The sequence below is a fragment of the Nocardia sp. NPDC052112 genome (genome assembly GCF_040680135.1).
Taxonomy (GTDB): domain Bacteria; phylum Actinomycetota; class Actinomycetes; order Mycobacteriales; family Mycobacteriaceae; genus Nocardia.
This window is the reverse complement of record NZ_JBFAWD010000011.1, coordinates 262,945-287,930: the sequence shown is the minus strand read 5'-3', so window position 1 is coordinate 287,930 and position 24,986 is coordinate 262,945. Positions and strand designations below refer to the sequence as shown.

The 24,986-nt window shown below is 65.4% G+C and carries 27 protein-coding genes, 4 tRNA genes and 1 pseudogene; 12 read left to right on the top strand and 20 right to left on the bottom strand.

Annotated elements, in window-relative coordinates; all coding sequences use genetic code 11:
- The 15 genes and pseudogenes from AB0L58_RS23245 to AB0L58_RS23175 all read right to left on the bottom strand — a co-directional run.
- Positions 1–108: pseudogene (locus AB0L58_RS23245) on the bottom strand (ABC transporter ATP-binding protein); the annotation flags it as partial.
- Positions 109–338: 230 nt separating this feature from the next.
- Positions 339–719, bottom strand: a complete 381-nt coding sequence (gene rplL / locus AB0L58_RS23240; RefSeq protein WP_364389602.1) for a 50S ribosomal protein L7/L12 — start codon at positions 717–719, stop codon at positions 339–341.
- Between the two features lie 64 nt (positions 720–783).
- A complete protein-coding gene (rplJ, locus tag AB0L58_RS23235; protein ID WP_364389600.1) occupies positions 784–1,323 on the bottom strand; it encodes a 50S ribosomal protein L10 in 540 nt (179 codons plus the stop codon).
- Between the two features lie 241 nt (positions 1,324–1,564).
- Entirely contained in the window at positions 1,565–1,828 is a 264-nt protein-coding gene (locus tag AB0L58_RS23230; RefSeq protein ID WP_364389599.1) for a type II toxin-antitoxin system HicA family toxin, read from the bottom strand.
- 83 nt (positions 1,829–1,911) lie between these two features.
- Positions 1,912–2,445, bottom strand: a complete 534-nt coding sequence (locus AB0L58_RS23225) for an NADPH-dependent FMN reductase (protein WP_364389597.1) — start codon at positions 2,443–2,445, stop codon at positions 1,912–1,914.
- A 187-nt stretch (positions 2,446–2,632) separates the two neighbouring features.
- Complete coding sequence (gene rplA, locus AB0L58_RS23220; protein ID WP_354960268.1) at positions 2,633–3,346, bottom strand: 50S ribosomal protein L1; 714 nt, start codon at positions 3,344–3,346, stop codon at positions 2,633–2,635.
- Between the two features lie 78 nt (positions 3,347–3,424).
- The gene (rplK, locus tag AB0L58_RS23215) at positions 3,425–3,859 is read right to left on the bottom strand and encodes a 50S ribosomal protein L11 (RefSeq protein WP_364389596.1); all 435 of its coding nucleotides are present in this window, start codon (positions 3,857–3,859) and stop codon (positions 3,425–3,427) included.
- Between the two features lie 107 nt (positions 3,860–3,966).
- Entirely contained in the window at positions 3,967–4,746 is a 780-nt protein-coding gene (nusG, locus tag AB0L58_RS23210) for a transcription termination/antitermination protein NusG (RefSeq protein ID WP_364389623.1), read from the bottom strand.
- A 107-nt stretch (positions 4,747–4,853) separates the two neighbouring features.
- Positions 4,854–5,237 (bottom strand): preprotein translocase subunit SecE, encoded by a 384-nt coding sequence (gene secE / locus AB0L58_RS23205; RefSeq protein WP_364389595.1) that lies wholly within the window; start codon positions 5,235–5,237, stop codon positions 4,854–4,856.
- Positions 5,238–5,266: 29 nt separating this feature from the next.
- Positions 5,267–5,339: transfer RNA gene (locus tag AB0L58_RS23200), tRNA-Trp, on the bottom strand.
- Between the two features lie 232 nt (positions 5,340–5,571).
- On the bottom strand, positions 5,572–6,630 hold the full coding sequence (locus tag AB0L58_RS23195) for a fused (3R)-hydroxyacyl-ACP dehydratase subunits HadA/HadB (RefSeq protein WP_364389622.1): 1,059 nt from the start codon (positions 6,628–6,630) through the stop codon (positions 5,572–5,574).
- Between the two features lie 265 nt (positions 6,631–6,895).
- Positions 6,896–7,066, bottom strand: coding sequence for a 50S ribosomal protein L33 (gene rpmG / locus AB0L58_RS23190; protein WP_011211653.1), 171 nt, complete (start codon positions 7,064–7,066; stop codon positions 6,896–6,898).
- Positions 7,067–7,109: 43 nt separating this feature from the next.
- Positions 7,110–7,185, bottom strand: a tRNA-Met gene (locus AB0L58_RS23185).
- A 74-nt stretch (positions 7,186–7,259) separates the two neighbouring features.
- A tRNA-Thr gene (locus tag AB0L58_RS23180) sits at positions 7,260–7,332 on the bottom strand.
- Positions 7,333–7,513: 181 nt separating this feature from the next.
- Positions 7,514–8,005, bottom strand: a complete 492-nt coding sequence (locus AB0L58_RS23175; RefSeq protein ID WP_062983802.1) for a YajQ family cyclic di-GMP-binding protein — start codon at positions 8,003–8,005, stop codon at positions 7,514–7,516.
- A gap of 206 nt (positions 8,006–8,211) precedes the next feature.
- Between AB0L58_RS23175 and AB0L58_RS23170 the strand changes: the two genes are divergently transcribed.
- Positions 8,212–8,294: transfer RNA gene (locus tag AB0L58_RS23170), tRNA-Tyr, on the top strand.
- 55 nt (positions 8,295–8,349) lie between these two features.
- On the opposite strand, the gene AB0L58_RS23165 is transcribed toward AB0L58_RS23170, so the two are convergent.
- The gene (locus tag AB0L58_RS23165; RefSeq protein ID WP_364389593.1) at positions 8,350–9,345 is read right to left on the bottom strand and encodes a nitroreductase/quinone reductase family protein; all 996 of its coding nucleotides are present in this window, start codon (positions 9,343–9,345) and stop codon (positions 8,350–8,352) included.
- Positions 9,346–9,471: 126 nt separating this feature from the next.
- Between AB0L58_RS23165 and AB0L58_RS23160 the strand changes: the two genes are divergently transcribed.
- Complete coding sequence (locus tag AB0L58_RS23160) at positions 9,472–9,936, top strand: MarR family winged helix-turn-helix transcriptional regulator (protein ID WP_364389592.1); 465 nt, start codon at positions 9,472–9,474, stop codon at positions 9,934–9,936.
- A gap of 26 nt (positions 9,937–9,962) precedes the next feature.
- Here the strand turns inward: AB0L58_RS23160 and htpX are convergent, their stop codons facing one another.
- Together htpX and AB0L58_RS23150 are read right to left on the bottom strand one after the other, a co-directional pair.
- Positions 9,963–10,838, bottom strand: a complete 876-nt coding sequence (htpX, locus tag AB0L58_RS23155; protein ID WP_364389591.1) for a zinc metalloprotease HtpX — start codon at positions 10,836–10,838, stop codon at positions 9,963–9,965.
- Between the two features lie 228 nt (positions 10,839–11,066).
- Entirely contained in the window at positions 11,067–12,074 is a 1,008-nt protein-coding gene (locus AB0L58_RS23150) for a polyprenyl synthetase family protein (protein WP_364389589.1), read from the bottom strand.
- A gap of 287 nt (positions 12,075–12,361) precedes the next feature.
- Here AB0L58_RS23150 and AB0L58_RS23145 point away from each other — a divergent pair, with 287 nt between their 5' ends.
- The 3 genes from AB0L58_RS23145 (at position 12,362) to AB0L58_RS23135 (ending at position 14,573) form a co-directional block, all read left to right on the top strand.
- Positions 12,362–13,642, top strand: a complete 1,281-nt coding sequence (locus AB0L58_RS23145) for a geranylgeranyl reductase family protein (protein ID WP_364389588.1) — start codon at positions 12,362–12,364, stop codon at positions 13,640–13,642.
- A 1-nt stretch (position 13,643) separates the two neighbouring features.
- Positions 13,644–14,057, top strand: coding sequence for an AraC family transcriptional regulator (locus AB0L58_RS23140; RefSeq protein WP_364389587.1), 414 nt, complete (start codon positions 13,644–13,646; stop codon positions 14,055–14,057).
- 78 nt (positions 14,058–14,135) lie between these two features.
- Positions 14,136–14,573 (top strand): VOC family protein, encoded by a 438-nt coding sequence (locus tag AB0L58_RS23135; RefSeq protein WP_364389586.1) that lies wholly within the window; start codon positions 14,136–14,138, stop codon positions 14,571–14,573.
- 48 nt (positions 14,574–14,621) lie between these two features.
- On the opposite strand, the gene AB0L58_RS23130 is transcribed toward AB0L58_RS23135, so the two are convergent.
- Positions 14,622–15,128 (bottom strand): DUF2505 domain-containing protein, encoded by a 507-nt coding sequence (locus tag AB0L58_RS23130; protein WP_364389585.1) that lies wholly within the window; start codon positions 15,126–15,128, stop codon positions 14,622–14,624.
- Positions 15,129–15,168: 40 nt separating this feature from the next.
- Between AB0L58_RS23130 and AB0L58_RS23125 the strand changes: the two genes are divergently transcribed.
- The 4 genes from AB0L58_RS23125 (at position 15,169) to AB0L58_RS23110 (ending at position 22,117) form a co-directional block, all read left to right on the top strand.
- The gene (locus AB0L58_RS23125) at positions 15,169–15,651 is read left to right on the top strand and encodes a DUF3592 domain-containing protein (protein WP_364389584.1); all 483 of its coding nucleotides are present in this window, start codon (positions 15,169–15,171) and stop codon (positions 15,649–15,651) included.
- Between the two features lie 89 nt (positions 15,652–15,740).
- On the top strand, positions 15,741–16,883 hold the full coding sequence (locus AB0L58_RS23120; protein ID WP_364389582.1) for a glycosyltransferase family 1 protein: 1,143 nt from the start codon (positions 15,741–15,743) through the stop codon (positions 16,881–16,883).
- Positions 16,884–17,058: 175 nt separating this feature from the next.
- Entirely contained in the window at positions 17,059–17,772 is a 714-nt protein-coding gene (locus AB0L58_RS23115; RefSeq protein ID WP_364389581.1) for a demethylmenaquinone methyltransferase, read from the top strand.
- 151 nt (positions 17,773–17,923) lie between these two features.
- The gene (locus AB0L58_RS23110; protein WP_364389579.1) at positions 17,924–22,117 is read left to right on the top strand and encodes a bifunctional nitrate reductase/sulfite reductase flavoprotein subunit alpha; all 4,194 of its coding nucleotides are present in this window, start codon (positions 17,924–17,926) and stop codon (positions 22,115–22,117) included.
- Between the two features lie 51 nt (positions 22,118–22,168).
- Here the strand turns inward: AB0L58_RS23110 and AB0L58_RS23105 are convergent, their stop codons facing one another.
- Positions 22,169–23,203, bottom strand: coding sequence for an aldo/keto reductase (locus AB0L58_RS23105; RefSeq protein WP_364389578.1), 1,035 nt, complete (start codon positions 23,201–23,203; stop codon positions 22,169–22,171).
- Positions 23,204–23,284: 81 nt separating this feature from the next.
- On the opposite strand from AB0L58_RS23105, the gene AB0L58_RS23100 reads away from it, so the two are divergent.
- The 3 genes from AB0L58_RS23100 (at position 23,285) to AB0L58_RS23090 (ending at position 24,740) form a co-directional block, all read left to right on the top strand.
- Positions 23,285–23,902, top strand: a complete 618-nt coding sequence (locus tag AB0L58_RS23100; RefSeq protein ID WP_364389577.1) for a TetR/AcrR family transcriptional regulator — start codon at positions 23,285–23,287, stop codon at positions 23,900–23,902.
- A gap of 222 nt (positions 23,903–24,124) precedes the next feature.
- Entirely contained in the window at positions 24,125–24,361 is a 237-nt protein-coding gene (locus AB0L58_RS23095) for a hypothetical protein (protein ID WP_364389575.1), read from the top strand.
- 145 nt (positions 24,362–24,506) lie between these two features.
- Positions 24,507–24,740, top strand: coding sequence for a hypothetical protein (locus AB0L58_RS23090; protein ID WP_364389573.1), 234 nt, complete (start codon positions 24,507–24,509; stop codon positions 24,738–24,740).
- Positions 24,741–24,986: the final 246 nt, after the last annotated feature.

Below are 24,986 nucleotides of genomic sequence, written 5' to 3'. Positions count from 1 at the left end.
GACCTCACCCGAGGGCAGCGTCAAGGAGACGTCCTGCCAAATACGCTGTGAACCGAAGGATTTGGTAACACCCTCGGTCCTGACCTCGACGCCCACGCCAACCTCCACAAATTCTCAGCGAGCCACCCACCGGCGAACCGCGCTATTCGGTATCACGGTGTGTCGCGTCACAGTGGGTGCGGTCACTGTATCCCATGACCATGACGCGGCACACCCTTACCTGACCGAAGAGTAACCCCGAATGACTCGCAATATTCGCATTACCGTCGCAGGCTTCATCACAAAGCAAACGGGCGGCCTCCCGATGGGGGCCGCCCGTTCGGCGAGTTACTCGCGAATTACTTGACGGAGACCTTGGCGCCGGCCTCTTCCAGCTTCGCCTTGGCAGCCTCGGCGGCCTCCTTGGCGACCTTCTCCAGGATCGGCTTCGGGGCGCTCTCGACCAGGTCCTTGGCTTCCTTCAGGCCCAGGCCCGAGACGATCTCACGGACCACCTTGATGACCTGGATCTTCTTGTCGCCGGCACCCTCGAGGATGACATCGAACTCGTCCTGCTCCTCGGCGGCCTCGGCCGGAGCGGCACCACCGGCGACGGCGGCGACGGCGACCGGAGCAGCCGCGGTGACCTCGAACTTCTCCTCGAACTTCTTGACGAAGTCCGACAGCTCGAGCAGGGTCATGTTGCCGAAGGTCTCGAGCAGTTCGTCAACGTTGGCCATTGTTGTTTCCTTTCGGTAGTTGGTTGTCTATGAGGGCGAGCCACTGAGCACACCCGCATGGGTATTACTCGGCGGCTGCAGCGCCTTCTTCGGCCTGCTTCTTCTCCTGCAGAGCGGCGGCAAGGCGGGCCACCTGCGAAGCGGGAGCGTTGAACAGACCGGCAGCCTTCGCCAGGTTGCCCTTCATGGCGCCGGCCAGCTTGGCCAGCAGCACCTCGCGGGACTCCAGGTCGGCGATCTTCTCGACCTCGGCAACGGACAGCGCGGCGCCGTCCATGTACCCGCCCTTGATGATGAGCGCCTTGTTGTCCTTGGCGAAGGTCTTGATGGCCTTCGCTGCGTCGACCGGCTCACCCTTGATGAAGGCGATGGCGGTCGGTCCGACGAACAAGTCGTCCAGGCCCTCGACGCCCGCCTCCGCGGCGGCACGCTTGACCAGGGTGTTCTTGGCGACGGAGTAGGTAGCGCCTTCGCCGAGCGCGCGACGCAGATCGGTGATCTTGCCGACCGACAGACCACGGTATTCCGTGATGACGGTGGCCGACGAGCTCTTGAACTGCTCCACGATCTCCGCAACCGCGGTGACCTTCTCGGGTTTTGCCATACTTCGCCTCCTCTCTGGATGTCGGTTCGTATTCGAACTGCCGAGTACCAGGGGCCGGCGATAAAGCGAACGCCCCGAACGCAGAGCGTTCCGGGGCGCTATAGGTGATCGACTCGGGCATGGCCCGGATCAATTCCCAGCCTCGGTCCTCCCTGCGTGGGCCGCCGGCTCGATGCCGGACCTTCGACCACACCCGAATGGGTGCAGCGACCAACGGTCTTCGGTAGAACGGATTGGGTAGTCATCGAACTCGTCGATTACTTCGGTCCAGGGTAGCCGAACCCGCCCCCGTCTGCCAAAACGGGGCCTGCAGCAGTTTCATGATGTCTTCGACGGACATCTCGGCCTCGTTGAGTATCCCCCGCAGAGTGCCCTTTGCGACGTCACGTTGCTGTGTACCGGGACGGCAAGGGTACGCCCCATCGGGATGCCGCACGATGTGGTGACTGCCTCTGATGCGAGCCAACGACCAGCCCCACTTTTCAAGGGCGCGTACAACTTTCATACCTGACACCGCATGACACCGCCGGTGAGATCGGTGGCCCGCTCGGCGTCGCGGTACTCGGCTCGATTGCCGCCTCGTAGGCATCAGACGCGCGCGGCTCGGCGGATCAGGAGATCGAGGGCTGCCAGCGCGCCGGTGCGGAATTCCGGGGTGGTGACCAAGCCGTTCGCGTCGACCGCAGCGCGTCCCACCGGCAGGCGAGCGCAGCTTGCCGGGTCGACGATTGCGCCGACATAGCCCAGCACCGTGGTCAGCGTCGCAGCCGCGCCCTCACCGCGCCCCTGGGCGGCGACATTGAGGAAGGCGGTCGGCTTTTCGTAGAGGTCGGCGGTGCCGACGGTCCAATCGAGCAGATTCTTGAAGCTGCCGGGGAGTGTGCCCGCGTACTCCGGAGTGCAGAGCAATACCGCATCGGCGCGCGAAATGTGTTCGTGCAGTGCGACAACCGCCGAATGGCCGGTTCCGTCGTCATCGGGACTGAATGCCGGAAGGTCGGCCAAGCCCTCATACCAGAAGGTCTCGACCCCCTCCGGCGCGATCGCCGCCACGGTGCGCAATGCGGCGGTATTGGTCGAAGCACTACGCGTGCTTCCGGAGATGAGCAGAACGGCGGTCACGTCAGGGGCAACCACCACTGCGAGCGAATTAGTCCGGTCGATGGTGCTGTCCCTGGAGCGACACCCGCCGATCGGCCGGAATGTGCAAAGGGCGGGAACGCGATTCGCGTTCCCGCCCTTTGCGGTACTGCTCGACTTCCTGCGGTAATTCAGCCTTCGCGGTGAGCTACCGAAGCTCGGGAGCTACTTACGCATCCTCGTCGAGGAGGTTGCGGGTGCGGTTCGGGTCCACCGGGATGCCCGGTCCGGTGTTCGTCGAAACCGTCACCTTCTTGACGTAGCGGCCCTTGGCGGTCGACGGCTTGGCACGCAGGATCTCATCCAACGCGGCGCCGTAATTCTCCACCAGCTTGGCATCGTCGAAGGACGCCTTGCCGATGACGAAGTGCAGGTTGGCCTGCTTGTCGACGCGGAAGTTGATCTTGCCGCCCTTGATGTCGTTGACGGCCTTGGTCACGTCGTTGGTGACCGTGCCCGTCTTCGGGTTCGGCATCAGGCCGCGCGGGCCGAGGACACGCGCGATCCGGCCGACCTTGGCCATCTGGTCCGGAGTGGCGATCGCGGCGTCGAAGTCCAGCCAACCGCCCTGGATCCGCTCGATCAGATCCTCGGCGCCGACGGCGTCCGCACCGGCGGCCTCGGCCTCGGCGGCCTTCTCACCGGCCGCGAACACGATGACGCGGGCGGTCTTGCCGGTGCCGTGCGGCAGATTGACCGTGCCGCGGACCATCTGGTCGGCCTTGCGGGGATCAACACCGAGACGAACGGCGACCTCGACGGTCGCGTCGGTCTTGGTGGTCGCGGTCTCCTTCGCCAGGCGCGCGGCGGCCAGCGGGGAGTAGAGCTGCGTGCGATCGACCTTCTCGGCCGCGGCGAGATACGCCTTGCTTCGTTTTGCCATGATTGTCTGTCCTTAATGTGGTTCAGAAGTGGTTATCGGGTCTGGCCGACCCTCCCACCGGGATTGCGAGTGCGAAACTCACGCCTCGACGGTGATACCCATCGACCGCGCGGTGCCCGCGATGATCTTCGCCGCCTGGTCCAGGTCCTTGGCGTTCAGATCTTCCTGCTTGGTCTTGGCGATCTCCCGGACCTGGTCCATGGTGACCTTCGCGACCTTGGTCTTGTGCGGCTCGGCCGAACCCTTCTGCACACCGGCGGCCTTGAGCAGCAGCTTGGCGGCGGGCGGGGTCTTCAGCTTGAAGTCGAAGGTCCGGTCCTCGTATACCGAGATCTCGACCGGAATGACGTTGCCACGCTGCGACTCGGTCGCGGCGTTGTACGCCTTGCAGAACTCCATGATGTTGACGCCGTGCTGACCGAGCGCGGGGCCGACCGGAGGGGCCGGGTTCGCCTGGCCGGCCTGGATCTGAAGCTTGATGATCCCGGCGAGCTTCTTCTTCTTGGGGGGCATCTTTCTTTCCTAGGGTTTGGTGTCCTTGCTCTTTGCAAGCCTGGTGAATCAACCCGTACGCCGGGCCGATTCATCCCGCGGTCCCGGCCCGAGCCGAAACCGCGGAACTAGATCTTCGCGACCTGGGTGAACGCCAGCTCGACCGGAGTCTCGCGGCCGAAGATCGACACGAGCACCTTGAGCTTCTGCTGCTCGGCATTGACCTCGGAAATGCTGGCGGGCAGCGTCGCGAACGGGCCGTCCATCACCGTCACCGACTCGCCGACCTCGAAGTCGACCTCGATGACCGGCTTGGGCGCGATATCGGTGGCGGCCGTGGTCGCTGCGGCGGCCTCGGCGGCCGGCTTCTTCTGCTGCTGCGCGGCCGGGACCAGGAACTTCACCACATCATCGATGGAAAGCGGCGACGGCCGCGAGGTGGCACCGACGAAACCGGTGACACCCGGGGTGTTGCGCACCGCGCCCCACGATTCGTCGTTGAGTTCCATCCGGACCAGGATGTAGCCGGGCAGCACCTTGCGGTTGACGTGCTTGCGCTGGCCGTTCTTGATCTCGGTGACCTCTTCGGTCGGCACCTCGACCTGGAAGATGTACTCCTCGAGGTCCAGGTTCTGCACGCGGGTTTCGAGGTTGGCCTTCACCTTGTTCTCGTAACCGGCGTACGAGTGGATTACGTACCAGTCACCGGGGGCGCGCCGCAGCGCGGCCTTCATCTCAGCGACCGGATCGGCGGGTTCGGCATCGACAGGAGCAGCCTCGACAACTTCGGCGTCAGCGGCGTCGGATTCGTCGACAACAGCTTCCTCGACGACCGCGGACTCCTCGACGGTCTGCACCGCGTCGTCGACCGGGAACTCGTCGGTTGTGTCGTTCTCCGGGGTGCTCACTGGGGCACTCGCTTCCTGTGTCGTCACGTACATCCTTTGCGTACCGGACCGGGCGCGCTGTATAACGCGCCGCCCCGGGGTCGGCTACCGGCGTCGGCGGCGATCAGCTAGCCGAACAGCCAGTTGACACCCTTGATGAACGCCAGATCCAACCCGCTGATGAACGCGACCATGAAGACCACGAACACCAGAACAACGCTCGTATAGGTGACCATCTGCTTCCGGTTGGGCCAGATCACCTTGCGCAGTTCCGCGACTACTTCGCGCAGGAACTTGATCAAACGCTTGAACGGGTTACCCGTCTTGCGCTCGGCCCGATCGGTCTTCTTGGCTGCCTTGGTCGACGTGGGCCGATCGATCGTGGCGACCGAACCCGAATCAGCACTGCGACTACGCCGCGCGGACCTCTTACCGCTCGGCCGAGCCACCGCGGCGGTGTCATCGTCCTCGGCCGCGTGCGCGCCGTGGCGAGTATCCCGCTCGTCGACCACGTCGATCCTTTCGTCGCTGGCATCCAGGGCAGGGGCGACAGGACTTGAACCTGCAACCTGCGGTTTTGGAGACCGCTGCTCTGCCAATTGAGCTACGCCCCTTCGGTTGGACGATCGATCTGTCCAACCACTGTTCAGTATTCAGTTATCGGTCCAACTATCTGGTGTCACACAACACGCGCGCCACTCCGGCAGTTGCCGGCCCCGTCGGCGAATCCTTGCGGATTCACCTGGAACCAGCCCTTGCAGAGCAGCGCGCAGCGGCTGGTGACCCCAGAAATCTGAGTGTACGTTACCGCCCGCGGCATATGCCAATCAGGGTCAATCGACCAGGTCAGGCCAGTTGAACCGTCGCGGTGGCGCGTCCGAAGATCTTCTTACCCGCCGACTTCGCCACGATGGCGACGACCGCGGTCCGAGTCTCCGGATCCACCGACTTCACCTTACCCGTGAACTCGACCTCGGCAGGCTCCTCGGAGCCGACGTAGACCGGGCTCGTGAAGCGGACGTTGTACTCCTTGACCGCGCCGGGATCGCTGAGCCAGGAGGTGACGAAACCGCCGCCGAGGCCCATGGTGAGCATGCCATGCGCGACCACGTCGTCCAGTCCGACCAGCTTGACGACCTCGTCACTCCAGTGGATCGGATTCGCGTCGCCGGAGACGCCCGCGTAGTTCACCAGATCGCCGCGAGTCAGCCGGACGGTGCGCGGGGGCAGTTCGTCGCCGACGGCGACATCCCCGAAGTTGATCGCGTGCTTGCTCGGTGTGATTGCGCGCACTGCGGGCGTCGCGGGCACGTCGGCGGCCTGGGTACGCGGATGATGGCTGGGGGCGTTCTCATCGATGCCGTGCATGAGCACATTGCGAACCGCGCCCTGCAGGTTCGGATCGATATCGCCGCCGCTGCGCCCGATCAGCGTGGTGTAGGTGGTGAGCACCAGCTCGTCGTTCTGCGCGGTGACGATGTTCTTGGTGACGATGATGTCGCCGCCGAAGGCCTGCCGGAACGAGTGCAGGTAGACATCGCAGACCAGCTGGTCGCCGACCTTGATGGGCCGGTGGAATTCCAGAATCTGATCGGTCTGCATGATCTGGCTCAGGTCGTAGCCCGTGACGATCTGCTCGAAGAGTTTGCGCTGGGCCAGAATTCCGACCAGGGAGATGAAGGTGAGCGGGGCGAGCAGGCCGTCGTAGCCGTACTCCTGCGCGGCGTCTTCATCCCAGTGCACCGGGTGGTAGTCCTGCACGGCGCGGGCGTATTCACGCACCTTCTCGCGGCCGACCTCGTAGTAGTCGTCGACACGGTAGTGATGACCGACCATCGCCGCGGCATGCGCCGCGGGGTCGAGTTCTTCGTCCGTTGCGACCGCTTCGTCTGTACCGGTGTTGATTGTCACGGGAGGACTGTACCTATCTGACCCCGAGCCCCGGAGTCGACGGAGCGTTCACGACTACGCCTCGCTAGCGCTCGGCTCCGTCGTGCCCGCTTGGCGGCTGTGTCGATCGGTTACTCGCTGCGCTCGCAACCCCCCACCGCACTCGAGTCGTGAAACGACGTCAGGGCCGGACATATGTCCGGCCCTCGCAAGTGTCACGACCCGAGAATCCGGGACGAACCCGGAAGCCAATCAACGCGGCAGCGGCACGCGTGGTGGACTAGCGGGATTCGCGGTGCGCCCGGTGGGTACCGCAGTTCGGGCAGAACTTCTTCAGCTCCAGCCGATCCGGGTCGTTGCGCCGGTTCTTCTTGGTGATGTAGTTGCGGTGCTTGCACTGCTCGCAGGCCAAGGTGATCTTTGGCCGGACATCGGTGGACTTCGCGGCCACGATATTCCTTCTTTCGGGTCAACCAGATGGTCTGATCGGTTTTTGGTAGCGATGGCCGGACTTGAACCGGCGACACAACGATTATGAGTCGTTTGCTCTACCGACTGAGCTACACCGCCACGGGGTCGCATTGCTTGGTGATGCCGCGCCCAACCTTGGAGATGCCGAGTCGGTCACCACCGGCAATCCGGCGAGCCCCCTAACGGAATCGAACCGTTGACCTTTTCCTTACCATGGAAACGCTCTGCCGACTGAGCTAAGGGGGCATGACTAGCTCCGCACCGTGACCTACGTTCAGGACTCCGGCGCGGCGAAGTCTTGAACGAGGTTACACACTCACCGGTCGCACCTCCAAACCGGGTGGTCAGAGCGGTTTTTTGGGGTCACACTCGCGGCGGGTCGCCAGCGACTGCGTGCAGGTCGCCCGAAAGGATCGGCCACAAGCGTCTACCGGTAATTGACGAACTGCAGTGCGATGCCGAAGTCCTCGCCCTTCAGCAGTGCGATCACCGCCTGCAGATCGTCGCGCTTCTTACTGGAGACACGCAGTTCGTCACCCTGGATCTGCGCCTTGACACCCTTGGGGCCTTCGTCGCGGATCTTCTTGGAGATTTTTTTCGCATGCTCGGTATCGATGCCCTGCACCAGCGTGCCGGTGATTTTGTAGGTCTTGCCGGAGGCCGCGGGCTCACCGGCATCGAATGCCTTGAGCGAGATATCGCGACGAATCAGCTTTTCCTTGAACACCTCGAGCGCCGCCTTGACCCGCTCTTCGGCCTCGGCACTGAGCACGATCTTGTCCTCACCGGACCATTCGATGCTCGCGCCGGTGCCGCGGAAGTCGTAGCGGGTGTTCAGCTCCTTCTCCGCCTGATGCAGCGCGTTGTCGACCTCCTGACGGTCGACCTTGCTGACAACATCGAAAGACGAATCGGCCACACTTCGCTCCTGTCCTGGCGGTCCAACGGGTCTGGGCAGACCCTTTCCGGCGACCTGCAAGCAATCGCCACGATCCGGGTGGTTCCGGTCACCGTCAGTTCTACCCCGGAGCGCGACCGTAGTCCCGTCGCACGGCCGATGGCCAGCCGGTTTGCATTCTGGGTGCGGGTTCGTTGTAAGCTGCACTGCGCGCCGAGAAGCGCGACGGCAGGTTGCCCGAGCGGCCAATGGGAGCAGACTGTAAATCTGTCGGTGAAAGCCTACGTAGGTTCGAATCCTACACCTGCCACCGGAGCCCCCGTCGATCATGATGATCGACGGGGGTTTTCATTTCTCCGGACATTTCATCGCTGTCGAAGTGTGGCCGGGTCGGTCGCATTCAGGATCGCCACCAGTTCGTCCTCTTCGTAGCTGAAATGGGTTTCCAATTCATTTGCGAGGCGGTCGAATTCGGTACGCAATCGGACGGGGTCGGCGCTGTTCGACAACTGCTGCAACTCGGCGATGGCAGTGGCGACGACACCGTGCTCACGCCGGAGCCGCTCGACCACCGGAGCCAATTCGGGATGCTGACGGGCCAGCGCCGGGAAAACACCGTCCTCATTGGTGTGGTGCTCGTGCAGCGCACCACAGAATGCGACACAGTGACTGCGCAGATCTGTTGGCAGGCTTGTTATTTCACCGCCATCCGAAGGCTGATCGAGTTGTGTGCGAACGGTCGCGAGATCGCGACGCAATTGTGCGTGCACGGTGCGCAGATGGTCACCGATGGCGGCGGCGCGCGGTGACATCCGCGGCGCCTCATCACCCGATCCGGCGATCGCGGCGGAAACGCCCGCCACCGCGGTCGCGGCGATCGCCGTGCCGACAATAGCGCCGCGGCGGCCGATCGCGGATCGCCGTTCGCGAGACAGCGCGATCACCGGTATGACTCGCACGGTTTCTGCTTGATATGCGGCGAATGCCGAATCGCGTTCAGCCTGCTCGGCATAGCGCCGATCGCGCTCGGCACCCTCGAGCACGGTTGCGGTCGCCCGAAAGGTCGCGACGCCATCCGTTTCGCCGATCTCCACGGTGACGGCCGGATTCCGGTTCACGTTGTAGAACCAGGCCGGATGGGTGTCGGAACCACCGTTCGAGCCGAAGATCAAGAGGCGATCGCCGTCGCGGTAGTAGACAACCGGCGCGGTGTGCTCGCGGCCGCTCTTCGCGCCAACGGTCGTCAGCAGGATGAGCGGCACGCCCTCGAACATCCCGCCGACCCGCCCCGCATTCGCGCGGAACTCCTCGATGATCGCCGCATTGAAATCCGCCGCCGGAGTCGGCTGTGCATCTGTCATGACCTGCGCCCTTCTGGATCGCCGGGCGGACCGGCGGCCCCTGGTACTAGCCTTGCGAGAGAGATTAAATTTTGCTTTGCAAGCAAAATTAATTTGTAGGCAAAGATTATTTGGAGGTGTGCGGAGATGTCAACGGGCGCGCCTGGCATCGGGGTGGACGAGGGCATTCGGAGCCTGCTGCTGCTCATGCCGCGGGTGGTGGGGCGGGCCAAGAAGATGCGCGTTCCCGAAGAGCTGCAATCGTTTTCGCTGGCGCCGCGGCATCTGTCACTGCTGGCGAATCTGGTGTTCGAGGGGCCGATGACGGTGAACGAGTTGGCCGCGCGGCTGGAGGTGGCGCCGACGACGGTGAGCCTGATGGTGGGCGATCTGAGCCGTCAGGGCGTGCTGGAGCGGCGCTCGGACGAAACGGACCGCCGTCGCACGATCGTCGCGATCGCTGCCGCGCACGAGAAGTCGGTCAATGCCTGGCTCGGCGGTAGTGCGCGGGCATGGCGGAAGGTGCTCGAGCCGTTGGATGCCGAGCAGCGGCGGATGTTCGTGGCGACGCTGCGTGCCTATGAACAGGAACTCGCGGCCGAACACGATTGAGCGCGTTTCGAGTTGGACCGACGCGGTCAGTAGTTGCGGGGCCCGCCCGCCATTTCCTCCAGGCGGGCAATGCGATCGGCCATCGGCGGGTGCGTGGAGAACAGGCGCGCCGCACGCTCACCGGCCCGGAAGGGATTGGCGATCATCAGGTGCGACTGGGCCGTGAGCTGCGGCTCCGGGGGCAGCGGAGCGGCCTGTACGCCGCGCTCCAGCTTGCGCAGCGCCGAGGCAAGGGCGAGCGGGTCGCCGGTCAGCTCGGCGCCGGACTGGTCGGCTTGATATTCGCGGGAGCGGGAGACGGCCAATTTGACCAGGGTCGCGGCAATCGGGCCGAGCAGCGTCAACAGGATCACACCGAGGATATTGGGGCCGTCGCCATTGCGGTTGCCGCCGAACATCGAGGCGAAGAAGGCCAGGTTGGCCAGGCCGGAGATGACCGCGGCCAGTGCGCCCGCGATCGACGAGATCAGAATGTCGCGGTTGTAGACGTGCGATAGCTCATGGCCGAGTACGGCACGCAGTTCGCGCTCATCGAGGATCTGCAGGATGCCGCTGGTGCAACAGACCGCGGCATGGCGTGGATTGCGCCCGGTCGCGAAGGCATTGGGGGCGTTGGTCGGGCTGATGTAGAGCCGCGGCATCGGCTGGCGCGCGGTCGTCGCGAGCTCGCGCACGATGCGGTAGATGACCGGCGCCTCCAGCTCGCTGACCGGCTGCGCGTGCATGGCTTTGAGCGCGATCTTGTCGCTGTAGAAATAGGCGTAGGCATTCATACCCACGGCCAGCAGGATCGCCAGGAACAACATCATCGGGCTGCGGAACATCGCCCCGACGAACACGATCAAGGCCGAGAGGCCGACCATGAGCCCGAACGTCTTCAGCCCATTCGCATACCCGTGCATGTCCGCCTCTCCGCGTATTCAGGCCATACGATTCGGTGCCGCGAGACTTGGTCACAGGTCCTGCGTCGAGTTGCCTGGACAGGTTCTGGGCGTGCCCGGCGAGTTACCCATGTGCTCACGAAATCATCGCGTTGCCACGATCTCACCCGATTGCATTACACCTGGTCAACGCCGAGGTCTGAGCAAAGGTTCCGGATCGAAATGTGAGCTTGCCAGCTCGGCCGACCGCTAGCCGACGCGTTCGATGGTGTAGCGGACCAGGCGCTCCAGGGCGTCGTTGGCCGGGCCCGACGGCAGCGCGGACAGTTCGGCATGCGCGGTGTCGGCGTAGCCCTGCAGCTTCTCCTTGGCCAGCACCATGCCGCGGGAGTGGGCGAGCAGGGACAGCGCCTCCTCCACCTCGTCATCGGTCTGCAGCGGGTGGGCAAGCAGTTTGCGCAGGCGGTCCCCCTCGACGCCCTCATCGCGCAGCGCGTACAGCACCGGCAGGGTGTGCACGCCCTCGCGCAGGTCGGTGCCCGGCGTCTTGCCGGACTGTTCGGCCGCCGAGGAGATGTCGATGATGTCGTCGGAGATCTGGAACGCGGTACCGACCGCGTCGCCGAGCCGGGCCAGCCGCTCGACATGTTCGGCGTCGGCGCCGGAGAAGGTGCCGCCGAAACGTCCGGCGGCGGCGATCAGCGAGCCGGTCTTCTCCCAGACCACGCGCAGGTAATGCTCGACCGGGTCCTGGGATTCGCGCGCGCCCATGGTTTCCCGCATCTGACCGGTGACCAGTTCGGCGAAGGTTTCGGCGATGATCCGCACCGCATCCGGGCCGAGGGTCGAGGTCAGTCGGGACGCATGCGCGAAGAGATAGTCACCGGCGAGGATGGCAATGCTGTTGCCCCAGCGCGAATTCACGCTCGGGGCGCCGCGGCGCATGGGGGCCTCGTCCATGACGTCGTCGTGGTAGAGCGTCGCCAGGTGCACCAGTTCGACCACCGTGCCCGCCGTGATCAGCGCCGGATCGGTCGGGCGCGGACCGAGCTGGCCGGTGAGGATGGTGAACAACGGGCGGAATCGCTTCCCCCCAGCCTTGGCCAGGTGCAGCGCCGCCTCCTGTAGGAACAGCTCGCCGTCGGACAGCTCGTCGATCAGGAGTTTTTCGACATCGATGAGGCCATTGCGCACGGTCTCCGCGAGCTCGGTGTCACCGAGATCGACTCCGGCCACCACCGTGCTTTCATCACTCACAGCTCCGCCTCGCTGGCGCTCGGCTCCGCTGTTCGTGAAGCACGCTGTGTCATTGATTCGCTCGCTTCGCTCGCTCATTGCCGATGTGCTCATCTCTTCTCCCAGCGATGCGTCCGACCCCACGGTAGAGAACCTAGCGTGTCCCCGCCGCGCGGCCCATGAACACCGTCACTATGCGGTGTATCAGACACTGTCGCATATTGTTTTCCGACCTCATCGATCGCATGGTCTGCGACGCGGGCAGGCTCCATCGACACGAACGGAATGCTCCTGCAAGTATTGAGCGCATGGGTTCACCGGATGCCACCCCCGCGGCCGGGGACGGGGAGACGCAGCGCGCGATTCCCACACAAACCGAAGTGCTCGTGGTCGGTGCCGGGCCGGCCGGTTCGGCCACCGCCGCCTGGGCCGCACGGGCCGGCCGCGATGTCCTGCTCACCGATTCCGCCGTCTTCCCACGCGACAAGACCTGCGGCGATGGACTCACCCCGCGCGCGACCGCCGAATTGGAACACCTCGGGCTCGGCGATTGGCTACGCGCGCACACCGTGAACCACGGCCTGCGGCTGACGGGCTTCGGTCGCGAGGCCGTGCTGCCCTGGCCAGGAGGTTCCTTCCCAACGTATGGAAGTGCCGTTCCCCGAACCGAACTCGACGACAAGCTGCGTGAGACAGCGGTGAAGTCCGGGGCCCGGATGCTGGATGGCACGAAAGTGATCGATGTCATCCGGGCGGGTGACCGCGTCACCGGTGTGACGGTGCAGACGTCGAATGGCACCCATTCGATCGGATGCAAGACGCTCGTCGTCGCCGACGGTGTCCGCTCCCCGATCGGCAAACTGCTCGGACGCACCTGGCATCGGCGCTACGCCTATGGCACCGCGGCCCGCGCCTACATCGAATCCGCGCGCAGCGACGACCAGTGGATCACCTCGCATCTGGAGCTGCGCAATGCCGAGGGCGACTTGGTGCCCGGCTACGGCTGGGTGTTCCCGCTGGGCAATGGCGAGGTGAATATCGGCGTCGGCTCGCTGGCCACCGAAAAGCGACCCTCGCATATCGCGTTGAAACCGCTACTGGAGCACTACACCTCGCTGCGCCGCGAGGAGTGGCAGTTCGAGGGTTCGCTGCGGGCCGTGGCCTCCGCGCTGCTGCCGATGGGCGGGGCGGTATCGAATATCGCGGGGCGCAATTGGGTGTTGATCGGCGATGCCGCGGGCTGTGTGAATCCGCTCAACGGCGAGGGCATCGATTACGGCCTGGAGGGCGGGCACATGCTCGCCGAACTGCTGGACGAACCGGATCTCACGACGGTGTGGCCGGAGCTGCTGCGTGCTCGCTACGGGCGGACGTTCTCGGTCGCGCGGCGGATCGCCGGACTGGCGACCCACCCGCGGATGGTGCCGATGGGCGGGCCTCCGGTGATGCGGTCGAAGTATCTGCAGCGCACCGCGGTTCGGGTAATGGGCAATCTGGTCACCGAGGAGGATCTGGATCTGACGGCCAGGGCCTGGCGAGCCGCGGGCCGGGCGTCCTACCGCTTCGACGAACTCGCGCCCTTCACCTGAGATGACCGGATTACCCGCGCTCTACCTGCTTCCGCACCTGCGGCGGGCGCGCGATCTCGCGGACCGAAACTATGCCGAGCCGCTGAATCTGGACGAATTGGCCGCTGCCGCAGGGGTTTCGAAGTATCACTTCCTGCGGGCGTTCGCGGCCGTCTATGGCGTGACACCCGCGGCATATCTGGCGCAGCGGCGGATCGAGCGAGCACAGGACTATCTGCGGGCCACCAACCTCACCGTAACCGAGGTCTGCATGCTGGTCGGGTACAGCAGTCTCGGGTCGTTCAGCAGTAAGTTCCGGCAGTTGGTCGGGGTGACCCCGTCGGAGTATCAGGCCAAATTCGCGGACGGGGCGCCGCGGATTCCGGGCTGTTATGTATTCATGCATGGGCTCTCGGATCGCAAGCCGCGTGGTTGAGTCGCTCGGCTCAGCGGTTCGCACAGCTCAGCAATTTCGGAGAAGCGTTCAGGTCGACGCGTTTCCTAGCCTTTGGGCATGACTGTTACGAATGTCTCGCTGGTCACTGTGTACGTCACCGACCAGGACACGGCCAAGCAGTGGTACACCGAAAAGCTGGGGTTCGTCGAGACCAGCGATGTGACGATGGGTGACAACGGATTCCGCTGGGTCAGCGTCGCGCATCCGGATCATCCCGAACTCGAAGTCACCCTGATGATTCCGGGACCGCCGCTGGATGAGAATCTCGCCGACGCCATCCGCCGGTCCCTGGCCAACGGCACCCACGGCGCACTCGGCCTGAAGACCGACGACTGCCAGAAAACCTTCGAGGAATTGACAGCCAAGGGTGTGGAGTTCATTCAGCCGCCCGCCGTACGGCCCTACGGCACCGAGGCGATCATCCGGGACAACTCCGGCAACTGGCTCGTGCTGGTGGAGCCGAAGGAATTCAACCCGGCGGACCTCGCCGGATAGCCGACGCACCCGATACGCCCCGGCCTGCGCCGGGGCGTTGGGGACCGGTCAGGCGCTCGCCTGCGCGGCGACCCATTCCTCGATATGTTTGCGCTCGCTCTTGAGCACCCGCTGGTGCAACTGCTCGGCGAGCGGTTCGATGGCACCGCCGACCAGCGGAACCCTGACCTGTATGGTGCCGACGACCTCTATTTCGGAACCTTCGACAGTCGGACGCAGTTCATAGGTGCCCGACATTTCACTGGTGACGCCGCCGGTGGCACCCTCGAAGGTGCCCTTGGCGATTTCACCGTCCAATGCCTGCCAATTGTCGGTGCGCGAGAGCACCAATTCGCTCTTGAGTACCTTGCTCACGATGCCGGGAACTTTGTCATCACTTGCTTTTTCGGTCATATGGATCCGGATGGTATCCGCGCCCTGCGGATGCGAAAGGTCGAGCGTGGCGGTCTCCGCACCGGCGAACCGGGACAGCCAGACGTCATCGTTGGTGAGTGCCCGGTGAAGATCTTCGACCGGGACGGTGTAGGGCACGGTGAAGCTGAATTTTCGGGACATGGGCGCACACGGTATCGGAGGGGGCAAGTAGCCTGTTGTGGTGTCGGAAACCAGCCAGTCTGAAAGGCGTTCGAACCGCCTGCGGCGGGCCAGGATCGGGGTACTGACGGCGGCCGTCTTCCTCAGCGCCCTCGTCGTGCTGCTGGTGCTCGCCGCCTGGCGCAACGACTATCTGATCAGCTCCGACAAGGGTGTGACCTCCGCCGAAGTGCTCTCGGCCGGGCGGCTGCGTTCGGCGGTCATCTATGTCACACCGGACGGGAAGACGCACAATCCGAAGGTCGGGGTGCTGTATCCGACCAACCTCACCGCGGGTGAGCGGATCAATGTGGAGTACAGCCGCAAGGATCCGGATCTGGTGCGGGTGGCCGGGCGTGATGTGCGGGTCGCGATCCAGCCCGCGTTGTCGGTGATTCTGGTGGTGTGGGCGATCGCGCTGCCCACAATGTGGCTCCTGCTGCGGGCACAGCGCCGCACGCCGGGCCCGGTGAACGGACCCCGTGCGGCGGCCGGCGCCGCCTGAGTCGAGCAGCCCCGACAGTTCGCCGGATCTTTGCGTATCGGTCATTTCGACGTGACGGCGTGGCGCGTTGCGCGGGTCAACCTGGGATGGTGCGAGTGGCCATCGTTTCGGAGTCGTTCCTGCCGAATATGAACGGCGTCGTCAATTCTGTGCTCAGGGTGCTGGACCACCTGGATCAGCACGGGCACCAGGCGCTGGTGATCGCGCCGGATACGCCGTATGGGCTGCCCGCGGCCCCACGGGTCTACAAACGGTTCCCGGTGCATCTGGTGCCTGCGGTGATGGTGCCGCGGGTCAGTTCGCTGCCGGTAGGCCTGCCGCAGCCCGGAATCACCGCCGCGATCGACGAATTCGATGCCGATGTCGTGCATCTGGCCTCGCCCTTCCTGCTCGGCGCCGGTGGTCTCGGTGCGGCGATGCGGTTGGATCTGCCGACGGTCGCGATCTATCAGACCGATGTGGCCGGATTCGCGAAGAGTTACGGACTGGGGCTGGCGAGTCGGGCGGCCTGGGCCTGGACGCGACGGATTCATGAGGGCGCCACCCGGACCTTGGCACCGTCACGCGCGGCCGCCGAGGATCTGGCACAGCACGGCATTCCGCGTGTGCACCGCTGGGGTCGCGGTGTCGATATCGGCCGGTTCACGCCGTCGGCGAAGCGGCCGGAGCTGCGGGCCTCCTGGTTATCGGGGCAGGACAAGCTACTGGTGGGCTTTGTCGGGCGGCTGGCCCCGGAAAAGCATGTGGAGCGGCTCGCGGTGCTGGCACATGATCCGGCGATCCAACTGGTGATCGTCGGGGACGGGCCGGAGCGGGCCCGGTTGGCGCGGATGATGCCCACCGCGATCTTCACCGGTGAACTCGGCGGCGACGAACTGGCGCAGGCGTACGCGAGCCTGGATGTGATGGTGCACGCCGGCGAGCACGAGACCTTCTGCCAGGGCGTGCAGGAGGCGCTGGCCGCCGGGGTTCCGGTGATCGGTCCGGATGCGGGCGGACCGCGCGATCTGATCGCGCACTGCCGCAACGGCTACTTACTTCCGGTGGATCGCTTCACCGAACTGCTCCCCAGTGCGGTTGCGGCGCTTGGTGATCCGGCATTGCGGACACGATTCGCCGCGGCCGCCCGCAAATCCGTGCTGCACCGGACCTGGCCCGCCACCTGCACCGAATTGCTGGGCCACTACGCCGACGTCACCGGAATTCGGACCCGGTTGCCGCACACCGCGTGATCGGCTCGCGCCTGTGAGTTTCGCGACCTCCGGCTGCTGATTCCGGCCAGGTGGCGGGTGTGACCACGGAAAATTCCGGCACACCCATGGTGGCACGGATTGTCTGGGCCAGTCCGGCGCGGGAGTCTCGCCCGGCATGTGTTACGCGCGGTAGGTCGCGCGGTAGGTTCGGGGCGTGGCGAAAACAGAGCAGCGGGAACCGGTTCGGGCTTCGCTGGACAAGCAGCCGCACGAGGTCGCGTCGATGTTCGACGGGGTCGCGAAGCGGTACGACCTGACCAACACCGTCATCTCCTTGGGCCAGGACCGATATTGGCGCTGGGCGGTGCGCAAGGCGGTGGCGCCGCGGCCGGGTGAGCGGGTGCTCGACCTCGCCGCGGGCACCGGCATATCGACGCTGGACCTGGCGAAATCCGGTGCCTGGTGCCTGGCGGCCGACTTCTCCCAGGGCATGCTCGCCGCGGGCAAATCCCGCAATGTGCCGAAGGTGGCCGCCGATGCGACGGCACTGCCGTTCGCCGACGACTCGTTCGACGCGGTGACCATCTCCTACGGCCTGCGCAATATTTCCGAGACCGATGCCGCCCTGCGCGAGATGCTGCGGGTCACCAAGCCGGGCGGGCGGATGGTGGTCTGCGAGTTCTCCACACCGATCGTGCCCGTCTTCAGCACCATCTATCTGGAGTACCTGATGAAGGCGCTGCCGAAGGTCGCGGTGGCGGTGAGCAGTAATCCGGATGCCTACGTCTACCTCGCCGAATCCATCCGGGCCTGGCCGAATCAGCGGCAGTTGGCGCTGCGGATCGCCGATGCGGGCTGGTCGTCGGTGAAGTGGCGCAACCTGACCGGCGGCATCGTCGCGCTGCACCGCGCTTACAAAATGGGCTGAGCCGCCGGATTGGGTTGAGCACCTGGTCGCGGCCTATTTTCGTGGCACACGCCACACCTCACGGAGGAGGTTCGCCGCGGTGAGGTCAATTGTCATCTACCGATAACGTTGGGTAAATCGGCCGCAATCGGCGATGCGCATGATCGGTGGCATGACCGATGCAGGCTTTGATCGCGCGAGCACCGCGAGAACGGCATGCTCGTACTGCGGCGTCGGCTGCGGCATCGTCGTCGAGACCCGCGCGAGCGCGGACGGTGCGCCGGTCATCGCCAAGGTGCGCGGCGACAAATTGCATCCGACGAATGCGGGCCGCCTGTGCACCAAGGGCGCGACCCACCAGGAGTTGATGGCCGCGCCGGGGCGGATAGAGACCGCGTACCGGCGACCCGAGCGCGGTCAGGTGCCGGTACCCATGCCCGTCGACGAGGCAGTGCACGAGGCGGCCACCCGGCTGCGGGCGATCCTGGACGAATACGGACCGGACGCGATCGCACTGTACGTCTCCGGGCAGATGTCACTGGAGGCGCAGTACCTGGCGACCAAGTTGGCCAAGGGGTATCTGCGGACCAAGCACATCGAGGCCAACTCCCGGCTGTGCATGGCCAGCGCCGGAACCGGCTACAAGCAGTCGCTCGGCGCGGACGGACCGCCCGGCTCCTATGACGACTTCGAACACGCCGATCTGTTCTTCGTGATCGGCGCGAATATGGCCGACTGCCATCCGATCCTCTATCTGCGCATGATCGACCGGGTCAAGGCGGGGGCGAAGCTGATCGTGGTGGATCCGCGGCGCACCGACACCGCGGCGCGAGCCGATCTGTTCCTGCAGATCGCACCGGGCACCGATCTCGCCCTGCTCAACGGGCTGCTGCACCTGCTCGTCGAAAACGGTGATATCGACGCGGACTTCATCGCCGAACACACCGAGGGCTGGGCGGCAATGCCCGAATTCCTCGCCGACTACCGACCGGAGAGGGTCGCCGCGATCACCGGGCTGGCCGAGGACGATATCCGCACAGCCGCGCGCTGGATCGGCGAAGCCGACGAATGGATGTCGCTGTGGACCATGGGACTCAACCAGTCCACCCACGGCACCTGGAATACCAACGCGCTCTGCAACCTGCACCTCGCCACCGGAGCGATCTGTCGTCCGGGCAGCGGGCCGTTCTCGTTGACCGGTCAGCCGAATGCCATGGGCGGGCGCGAAATGGGGTATATGGGGCCGGGTCTGCCCGGACAGCGCAGCCTGCTCTCCGCTGCCGATCGCAGCTTCGTGGAGACCGCTTGGGGTGTCGAGCCGGGCACGCTGCGCACCGAGGCCGGACCGGGCACCATCGAAATGTTCCGCCAGCTGTCCGAGGGACCGATCAAGGCCGCCTGGATCATCTGCACCAATCCCGTTGCCACCGTCGCCAATCGGAAGACGGTCATCGGCGGGCTGGAGGCGGCCGAGCTGGTCGTGGTGCAGGACGCCTACACCGATACGGCCACCAACTCCTATGCCGACATACTGCTGCCCGCCACGCTGTGGGCCGAGGCCGATGCGGTGATGGTGAATTCGGAGCGCAATGTCACTCTGCTGCAGCGCTCGGTGGATCCGATCGGCGATGCCCGCCCGGACTGGCTGCTCATCGCGCAGGTCGCCACGGCAATGGGCTTCGCGGGTTTCGAATACTCCTCCAGCGCGGAGGTATTCGACGAGATCAAGCGGTTCGCCAATCCGGTCACCGGATACGACCTGCGTGGGATGAGCTACGAGCGGCTGCGCGAGGGGCCGATGCAGTGGCCGTGCGCGGCGCCCGACCGCACGCGCAACCCGATCCGATACCGCAATGACGGTGTCAGCCAGGAACTTTTCGTCGACGATGCCGGGCACCAGCCCCGGCTGGCCTTCGCGACACCGAGCCGGCGCGCGGTGTTCTGGCCACGCCCGCATCTGGCACCGGCGGAGATGCCCGACGACGACTACCCGTTCATGCTCAATACCGGCCGGTTGCAGCATCAGTGGCACACCATGACCAAGACCGGCAAGATCGACAAGCTGACCAGGTTGACCGGTCAGCCGTTCGTCGAGGTGCATCCCGAAGATGCCGAACGGCTCGGGGTCACGGCGGCTGACCAGCTCGAAATCGCCTCCCGGCGTGGGCGAGCAGTGCTTCCGGTGCGGATCAGCGACCGGGTTCGGCCCGGTGATTGTTTCGCGCCCTTCCATTGGAATGACGAGCAGGGCGAATATCTGACGATCAATGCCGTGACCAATGACGCGGTGGATCCGGACTCGTTGCAGCCCGAATTCAAGGCATGCGCGGTGTCGTTGCGGCGGGTCGCGGTGATGCCGGAAGCGTCCGTGGCCGAAAGCCCCGCGGCCGGAGCTGCCGTGCACAACGGCTCGCAGACCCCGCACCCGCTTGCGGTCATGCTCGGGCTCGACGCGGGCACGGCTCCGACACTCAGTGAGACCGAACGGATCTATCTCGCCGGATATCTCTCGGCGCTGCAATCCATTCCGGTGACGGGGCAACCGGTGCTGCCCGAATCCGCACCGCTGGCCGGGAACAGTCGGTTGTGGATCGATGGACTGTTGGCCGGCATGTATTCGCGCAGTGCGGCAACAGCATCCGCGCCCGCCCACGATATTCCCGACGAGCCACCCGCCCGTCCCATCACGGTGCTGTGGGCCTCACAGACCGGCACCGCCGAAGAGTTCGCTGCGGCGACGGCCGCGCGCCTGGCCGAATCCGGTTTCGCGCCGCGGCTGATCGATATGGATTCGTGCGAACTCCAGGAACTCACCGGCGACGTGCTGGTGATCAGCAGCACCTTCGGCGACGGTGGTCCGCCGGATAACGGCACCGACTTCTGGGAGCGACTGGACGACAGCGCGATCCGGCTGACCGGCATGCGGTACGCGGTATTCGCGCTCGGCGACTCCTCCTATGACGACTTCTGCGGCCACGGTCGCAAACTGGACGCGAAACTGGCCGAACGCGGGGCCACCCGGCTGCTCGCTCGCGTCGACAGCGAACCCGATTACGAAGAAGCGGCGGCACGTTGGCTCGACGACGTGCTTGCCGCACTCGACGGCGGTGCACCCGAGGCGGGTTCGCCCGGTCCCGGCGGAGCTCGGATGCCCGAGCGGTCCGGCGGCGCCACGATGGTGCTGACCCGGGTCGCACCGACCGTCGGGACCCAGACCGCCGGACCGGCACCGTTCACCCGCAACGCACCGGTGACCGCACCGCTGGTGCGCAATGAACCGCTGTCACATACGGGATCGCCGAAGGAAGTGCGCCAATTCGGTTTCGACCTGCGCGGGCTGAAAGCGAACTACGAGGTCGGCGATTCGCTCGGGGTCTGGCCGACGAACGCCGATTCGATGGTGGCCGAATGGCTCGGGGCGACCGGGTTGGACGGCGGTCGGATCATCGAGCTCGACGACCAGGAATTGCCGCTGGCCCAGGCGCTGCGGACCCGGTACGACATCACGAAGGTCAGCCACGATCTGCTCACCTTCATCGCCGAACGCAATCCCAACAATCGGCTGGCCAAACTGCTGCGCCGCGATAATCGCAATGAACTCGACAACTATCTGTGGGACCGGCAGGCCGTCGACGTGCTGCGCGATTTCCCGGTGCGCGCCGATCTCGTCGAATGGCTCGACACGCTGAAAAAGCTACAGCCGCGACAGTATTCGATTTCGTCGAGTCCGCTGGTCAGTCCGGACGAGGTGCAGCTCACCGTCGGTGTCGTCCGGTACGGCGATCCGGCCGCGACCGGCTCCGCCGCACGGCGCGGCGGGGTGTGCTCGACCTTCCTCGCCGACCGCGCCGACGCCACCGAATCCGCGGTACCGATCTTCTTGCAGCGGGCACCGCATTTCCGACCGCCGCTCGACCCGACCACCCCGATGGTCATGGTCGGCCCCGGCACCGGCATCGCGCCGTTTCGCGGCTTCCTGCAGCAGCGCCGTGCCCTCGGCTGCACCGGCCGCAACTGGTTGTTCTTCGGCGATCAGCATGCCGCCCAGAACTTCTACTACCGAGCGGAATTGGAGGATATGTTCCGCTCTGGCTTCCTCACCCGACTCGATCTGGCCTTCTCCCGCGACCAGCGCGAGCGGGTCTACGTGCAGCACCGGATGATCGAGCACGGTGCCGAGCTGTGGTCCTGGCTGCGCGAGGGCGCGCACTTCTATGTGTGCGGTGATGCCGCGCGCATGGCCAAGGATGTCGACGACACCCTGCTGGCCATTGCCAGGATCCACGGCAAGCTCGACGAGGACGGGGCGCTGGCGTTCCGGAAGCAGCTGGTGGCCGAGAAGCGATACGTTCGCGACGTGTACTGAGGGGCTGGCCTGAGCGCCCATTCCCGGCGGATTCCGAGTAGACGATCGGACTCACACCGCGGGCGGATTCAGCCGCGCAAAGTCCGGCAGCCGGTGGTACGGATAGTAGGGATACGCCGGAGTTGCCGCACTGGCCTTGTCCAGGCGGGCGATCTGGTCGGCGTCGAGTTCCCAGCCGATCGCGCCGAGGTTCTGGCGCAACTGCTCCGCATTGCGTGCGCCGACGATGACCGTAGACACCGTCGGACGACGCAGCAGCCAGTTGAGCGCGATCTGCGGGACGGACTTACCGGTCTCGGCGGCGAGTTCGTCGAGGACGTCGACCACGTCGTAGAGCTTTTCGTCATCGACCGGTGGGCCCGCCTCGGCGGTCCGGTGCAGGCGGCTGCCTTCCGGAAGTGGTTGGCCGCGGCGGATTTTCCCGGTCAACCGGCCCCAGCCGAGCGGACTCCACACCACCGCGCCGACGCCCTGGTCCAGGCCGAGCGGCATGAGCTCCCATTCGTAGTCGCGCCCGACGAGCGAGTAGTAGACCTGATGGGCGACGTAGCGGGTCAGGCCATGCCGGTCCGCCGCGGCAAGGGATTTCATCAGCTGCCAGCCCGCGAAGTTGGAGGCGCCGAGGTAGCGGATCTTGCCCGCGCGGACCAGATCGTCCAGTGCCGCAAGGACTTCTTCGACCGGAGTGTGCGCGTCGAAGGCGTGCAATTGGAACAGGTCGATGTGGTCGGTGCCGAGCCGGCGCAGCGAACCCTCCACCACGCTGATCAGGCGCGAACGGCCGGAACCCGCGTCGAGCGGACCGGGACCGGTCGGCAGGCTCGCCTTGGTGGACAGGAGCAGTTGCTCGCGCCTGCCCTTGATGGCCGCACCGAGTACCTCCTCGGAGGCGCCATCGGAATAGACATCGGCCGTATCGAACATGGTGACGCCCGCATCCAGGCTGATATCGACCAGTCGGCGCGCCTGCTCCGCATCGGTATCGCCCCACGCGCTGAACAGCTCACCGCGCCCGCCGAAGGTGCCCGCGCCGAAACTCAGCGCCGGGACGAGCAGACCTGATGCGCCGAGCCGTCGGTACTCCATCGTGACTCCTAAAGGGTCTATAGTTCCGTTAATATTCGAACCATACACCCGTCCTGGCTTAAATGAAACTGGAGTTCCGTTATGGAGTTGGACGATGTCGTCCCCGGCTCGGTTCGCCCCGGTGGGCGCACCGCGCGCGTGCGCGAGGCAGTGTTGCGGGCGGCGGGCGACCTACTCGCCGAGCGCGGTTTCGCCCAGCTGGATCTGACCGAGGTCGCGGCGCGCGCCGAGGTCGGCAAGACCACTGCCTACCGACGCTGGCGCAACTCCACCGGACTCGTCGCCGACCTGCTCGTCGATATGGCCGAACAGTCACTGCCGCACGCGGACACCGGCTTTCTACTCGGCGATCTCACCGCCAATGCCCGCCTGGTCGCCAAAACCCTCACCGACCCCCGCCAAGGCAAGCTCTTCCAAGCCGTCATCGCCGCCGCCACCTGCGATGAAACCGCCGCGGCCGCCCTACGCCGCTTCTACGACATCCGCCTCACCGAATGGGCTCCCTGTGTCGAGGCCGCCATCACCCGCGGCGAAATCCCCGCGACCACCGACGCCCGCGCCGTCCTCACCGCCGTCTCAGCCCCCCTCTACTACCGCCTCCTAGCCAGCGGCGACCCGATCGACGACGAAGCCGCCCGCACCGCCGCCGCAGCAGCCACCCGAGCCGCCGCCGCCGGCATCTTCACGAAGACGCCATGATCAAGATCAGGTGGCACTGGTGGCGCTCGCTTCTCGGGCGATGCCGCCACAGTTTCCACCTGATCTTGATTCAGAGACGGCGCGTGCCAATGGAATTCATTGGTGTCGTGATCCGGCCCGCGCGCGTCCGGGTTGTCCGATGCCGCGCGAGGTTTTTTCGCAGCCGGCCATCGCAATGAAGTCGTAGCGGCGAAAAGTGCTGGAAAAGCGGAGAATTGGTAGATGAAGGGCGATCGGGTAGAGATCGTTGTCGATTTCGGCGACGGGTCTCGCAGTTATGAAGTGGCCGCGACACGGGCCGGGCGCAAGGTCGAGGTGCGCATCGCACGTGGCGTGGTCGAGGTCAGCGAGGTAACGCGGACAGGCGTCCCGGTGCGGACGGCGCGGTTCATGGCGGGCCGCACACTCGCGCTGGTCGAATTCCCGGCCAATGGTTCGGGTCCGGTTGATGGCGAGTAGCAGGTGGGTTGCCGAGCGGCCCGACTAGGAGCATTCTCAACAGTGTTGGACCGTCGGCCTGCGCTGTGATTCCCGCAGCACCTGGAGTTCGCTCGGCAGAGCATCGGGTACCCAGCCGAAAAGCACGCGCGGAGAGGAATGAACGATGACCGATCCAAGCACGTCCCGCACTCTGGACGAGGTTGCCCAAGCCGACTACGTCGAGCAGCAAACCCCCGCCTACCCCGACGCCGATGACGACACGACCTACGGCAGCGCCGAACGCGATCTCGCGGCGGTGGTCGATCGAGATGCCTTCGACGCCAATCCGGCCGATATCGTCGAACAGTCGATCGCGGTGCCGCTCGACGACGATCGCGATGCCGAGCCGGGGTACTGATCCACCACGTCCATCGCTGCCAGGTCGCGCCCGCACCTGAACGGCGCGGCAGTCACACGTCGGCCAGGAGTCAGCCTGGTCCGAGCCCGCCGATCTGTGCGGATTCCGCCGTACAGAGTGAAAATCGTGCGCTCAGAGCCGATCTCGGCTGCGCCTCGCCAGCAATCAGCTCCGCCGCGCGCCACGCCCCGCTGCGCCCATGGCTCACACGCAAACGCTCGCCCACAGCTACACCTCACCAGCACT

Bases quoted from the DNA above. Each gene is read 5' to 3' on its own strand.
- rplL (WP_364389602.1), bottom strand. From the start codon at position 719: ATGGCCAACGTTGACGAACTGCTCGAGACCTTCGGCAACATGACCCTG.
- rplJ (WP_364389600.1), bottom strand. From the start codon at position 1,323: ATGGCAAAACCCGAGAAGGTCACCGCGGTTGCGGAGATCGTGGAGCAG.
- AB0L58_RS23230 (WP_364389599.1), bottom strand. From the start codon at position 1,828: ATGAAAGTTGTACGCGCCCTTGAAAAGTGGGGCTGGTCGTTGGCTCGC.
- rplA (WP_354960268.1), bottom strand. From the start codon at position 3,346: ATGGCAAAACGAAGCAAGGCGTATCTCGCCGCGGCCGAGAAGGTCGAT.
- rplK (WP_364389596.1), bottom strand. From the start codon at position 3,859: ATGCCCCCCAAGAAGAAGAAGCTCGCCGGGATCATCAAGCTTCAGATC.
- AB0L58_RS23165 (WP_364389593.1), bottom strand. From the start codon at position 9,345: ATGACAGATGCACAGCCGACTCCGGCGGCGGATTTCAATGCGGCGATC.
- AB0L58_RS23160 (WP_364389592.1), top strand. From the start codon at position 9,472: ATGTCAACGGGCGCGCCTGGCATCGGGGTGGACGAGGGCATTCGGAGC.
- htpX (WP_364389591.1), bottom strand. From the start codon at position 10,838: ATGCACGGGTATGCGAATGGGCTGAAGACGTTCGGGCTCATGGTCGGC.
- AB0L58_RS23145 (WP_364389588.1), top strand. From the start codon at position 12,362: ATGGGTTCACCGGATGCCACCCCCGCGGCCGGGGACGGGGAGACGCAG.
- AB0L58_RS23140 (WP_364389587.1), top strand. From the start codon at position 13,644: ATGACCGGATTACCCGCGCTCTACCTGCTTCCGCACCTGCGGCGGGCG.
- AB0L58_RS23135 (WP_364389586.1), top strand. From the start codon at position 14,136: ATGACTGTTACGAATGTCTCGCTGGTCACTGTGTACGTCACCGACCAG.
- AB0L58_RS23130 (WP_364389585.1), bottom strand. From the start codon at position 15,128: ATGTCCCGAAAATTCAGCTTCACCGTGCCCTACACCGTCCCGGTCGAA.
- AB0L58_RS23110 (WP_364389579.1), top strand. From the start codon at position 17,924: ATGACCGATGCAGGCTTTGATCGCGCGAGCACCGCGAGAACGGCATGC.
- AB0L58_RS23105 (WP_364389578.1), bottom strand. From the start codon at position 23,203: ATGGAGTACCGACGGCTCGGCGCATCAGGTCTGCTCGTCCCGGCGCTG.
- AB0L58_RS23100 (WP_364389577.1), top strand. From the start codon at position 23,285: ATGGAGTTGGACGATGTCGTCCCCGGCTCGGTTCGCCCCGGTGGGCGC.
- AB0L58_RS23095 (WP_364389575.1), top strand. From the start codon at position 24,125: ATGAAGGGCGATCGGGTAGAGATCGTTGTCGATTTCGGCGACGGGTCT.
- AB0L58_RS23090 (WP_364389573.1), top strand. From the start codon at position 24,507: ATGACCGATCCAAGCACGTCCCGCACTCTGGACGAGGTTGCCCAAGCC.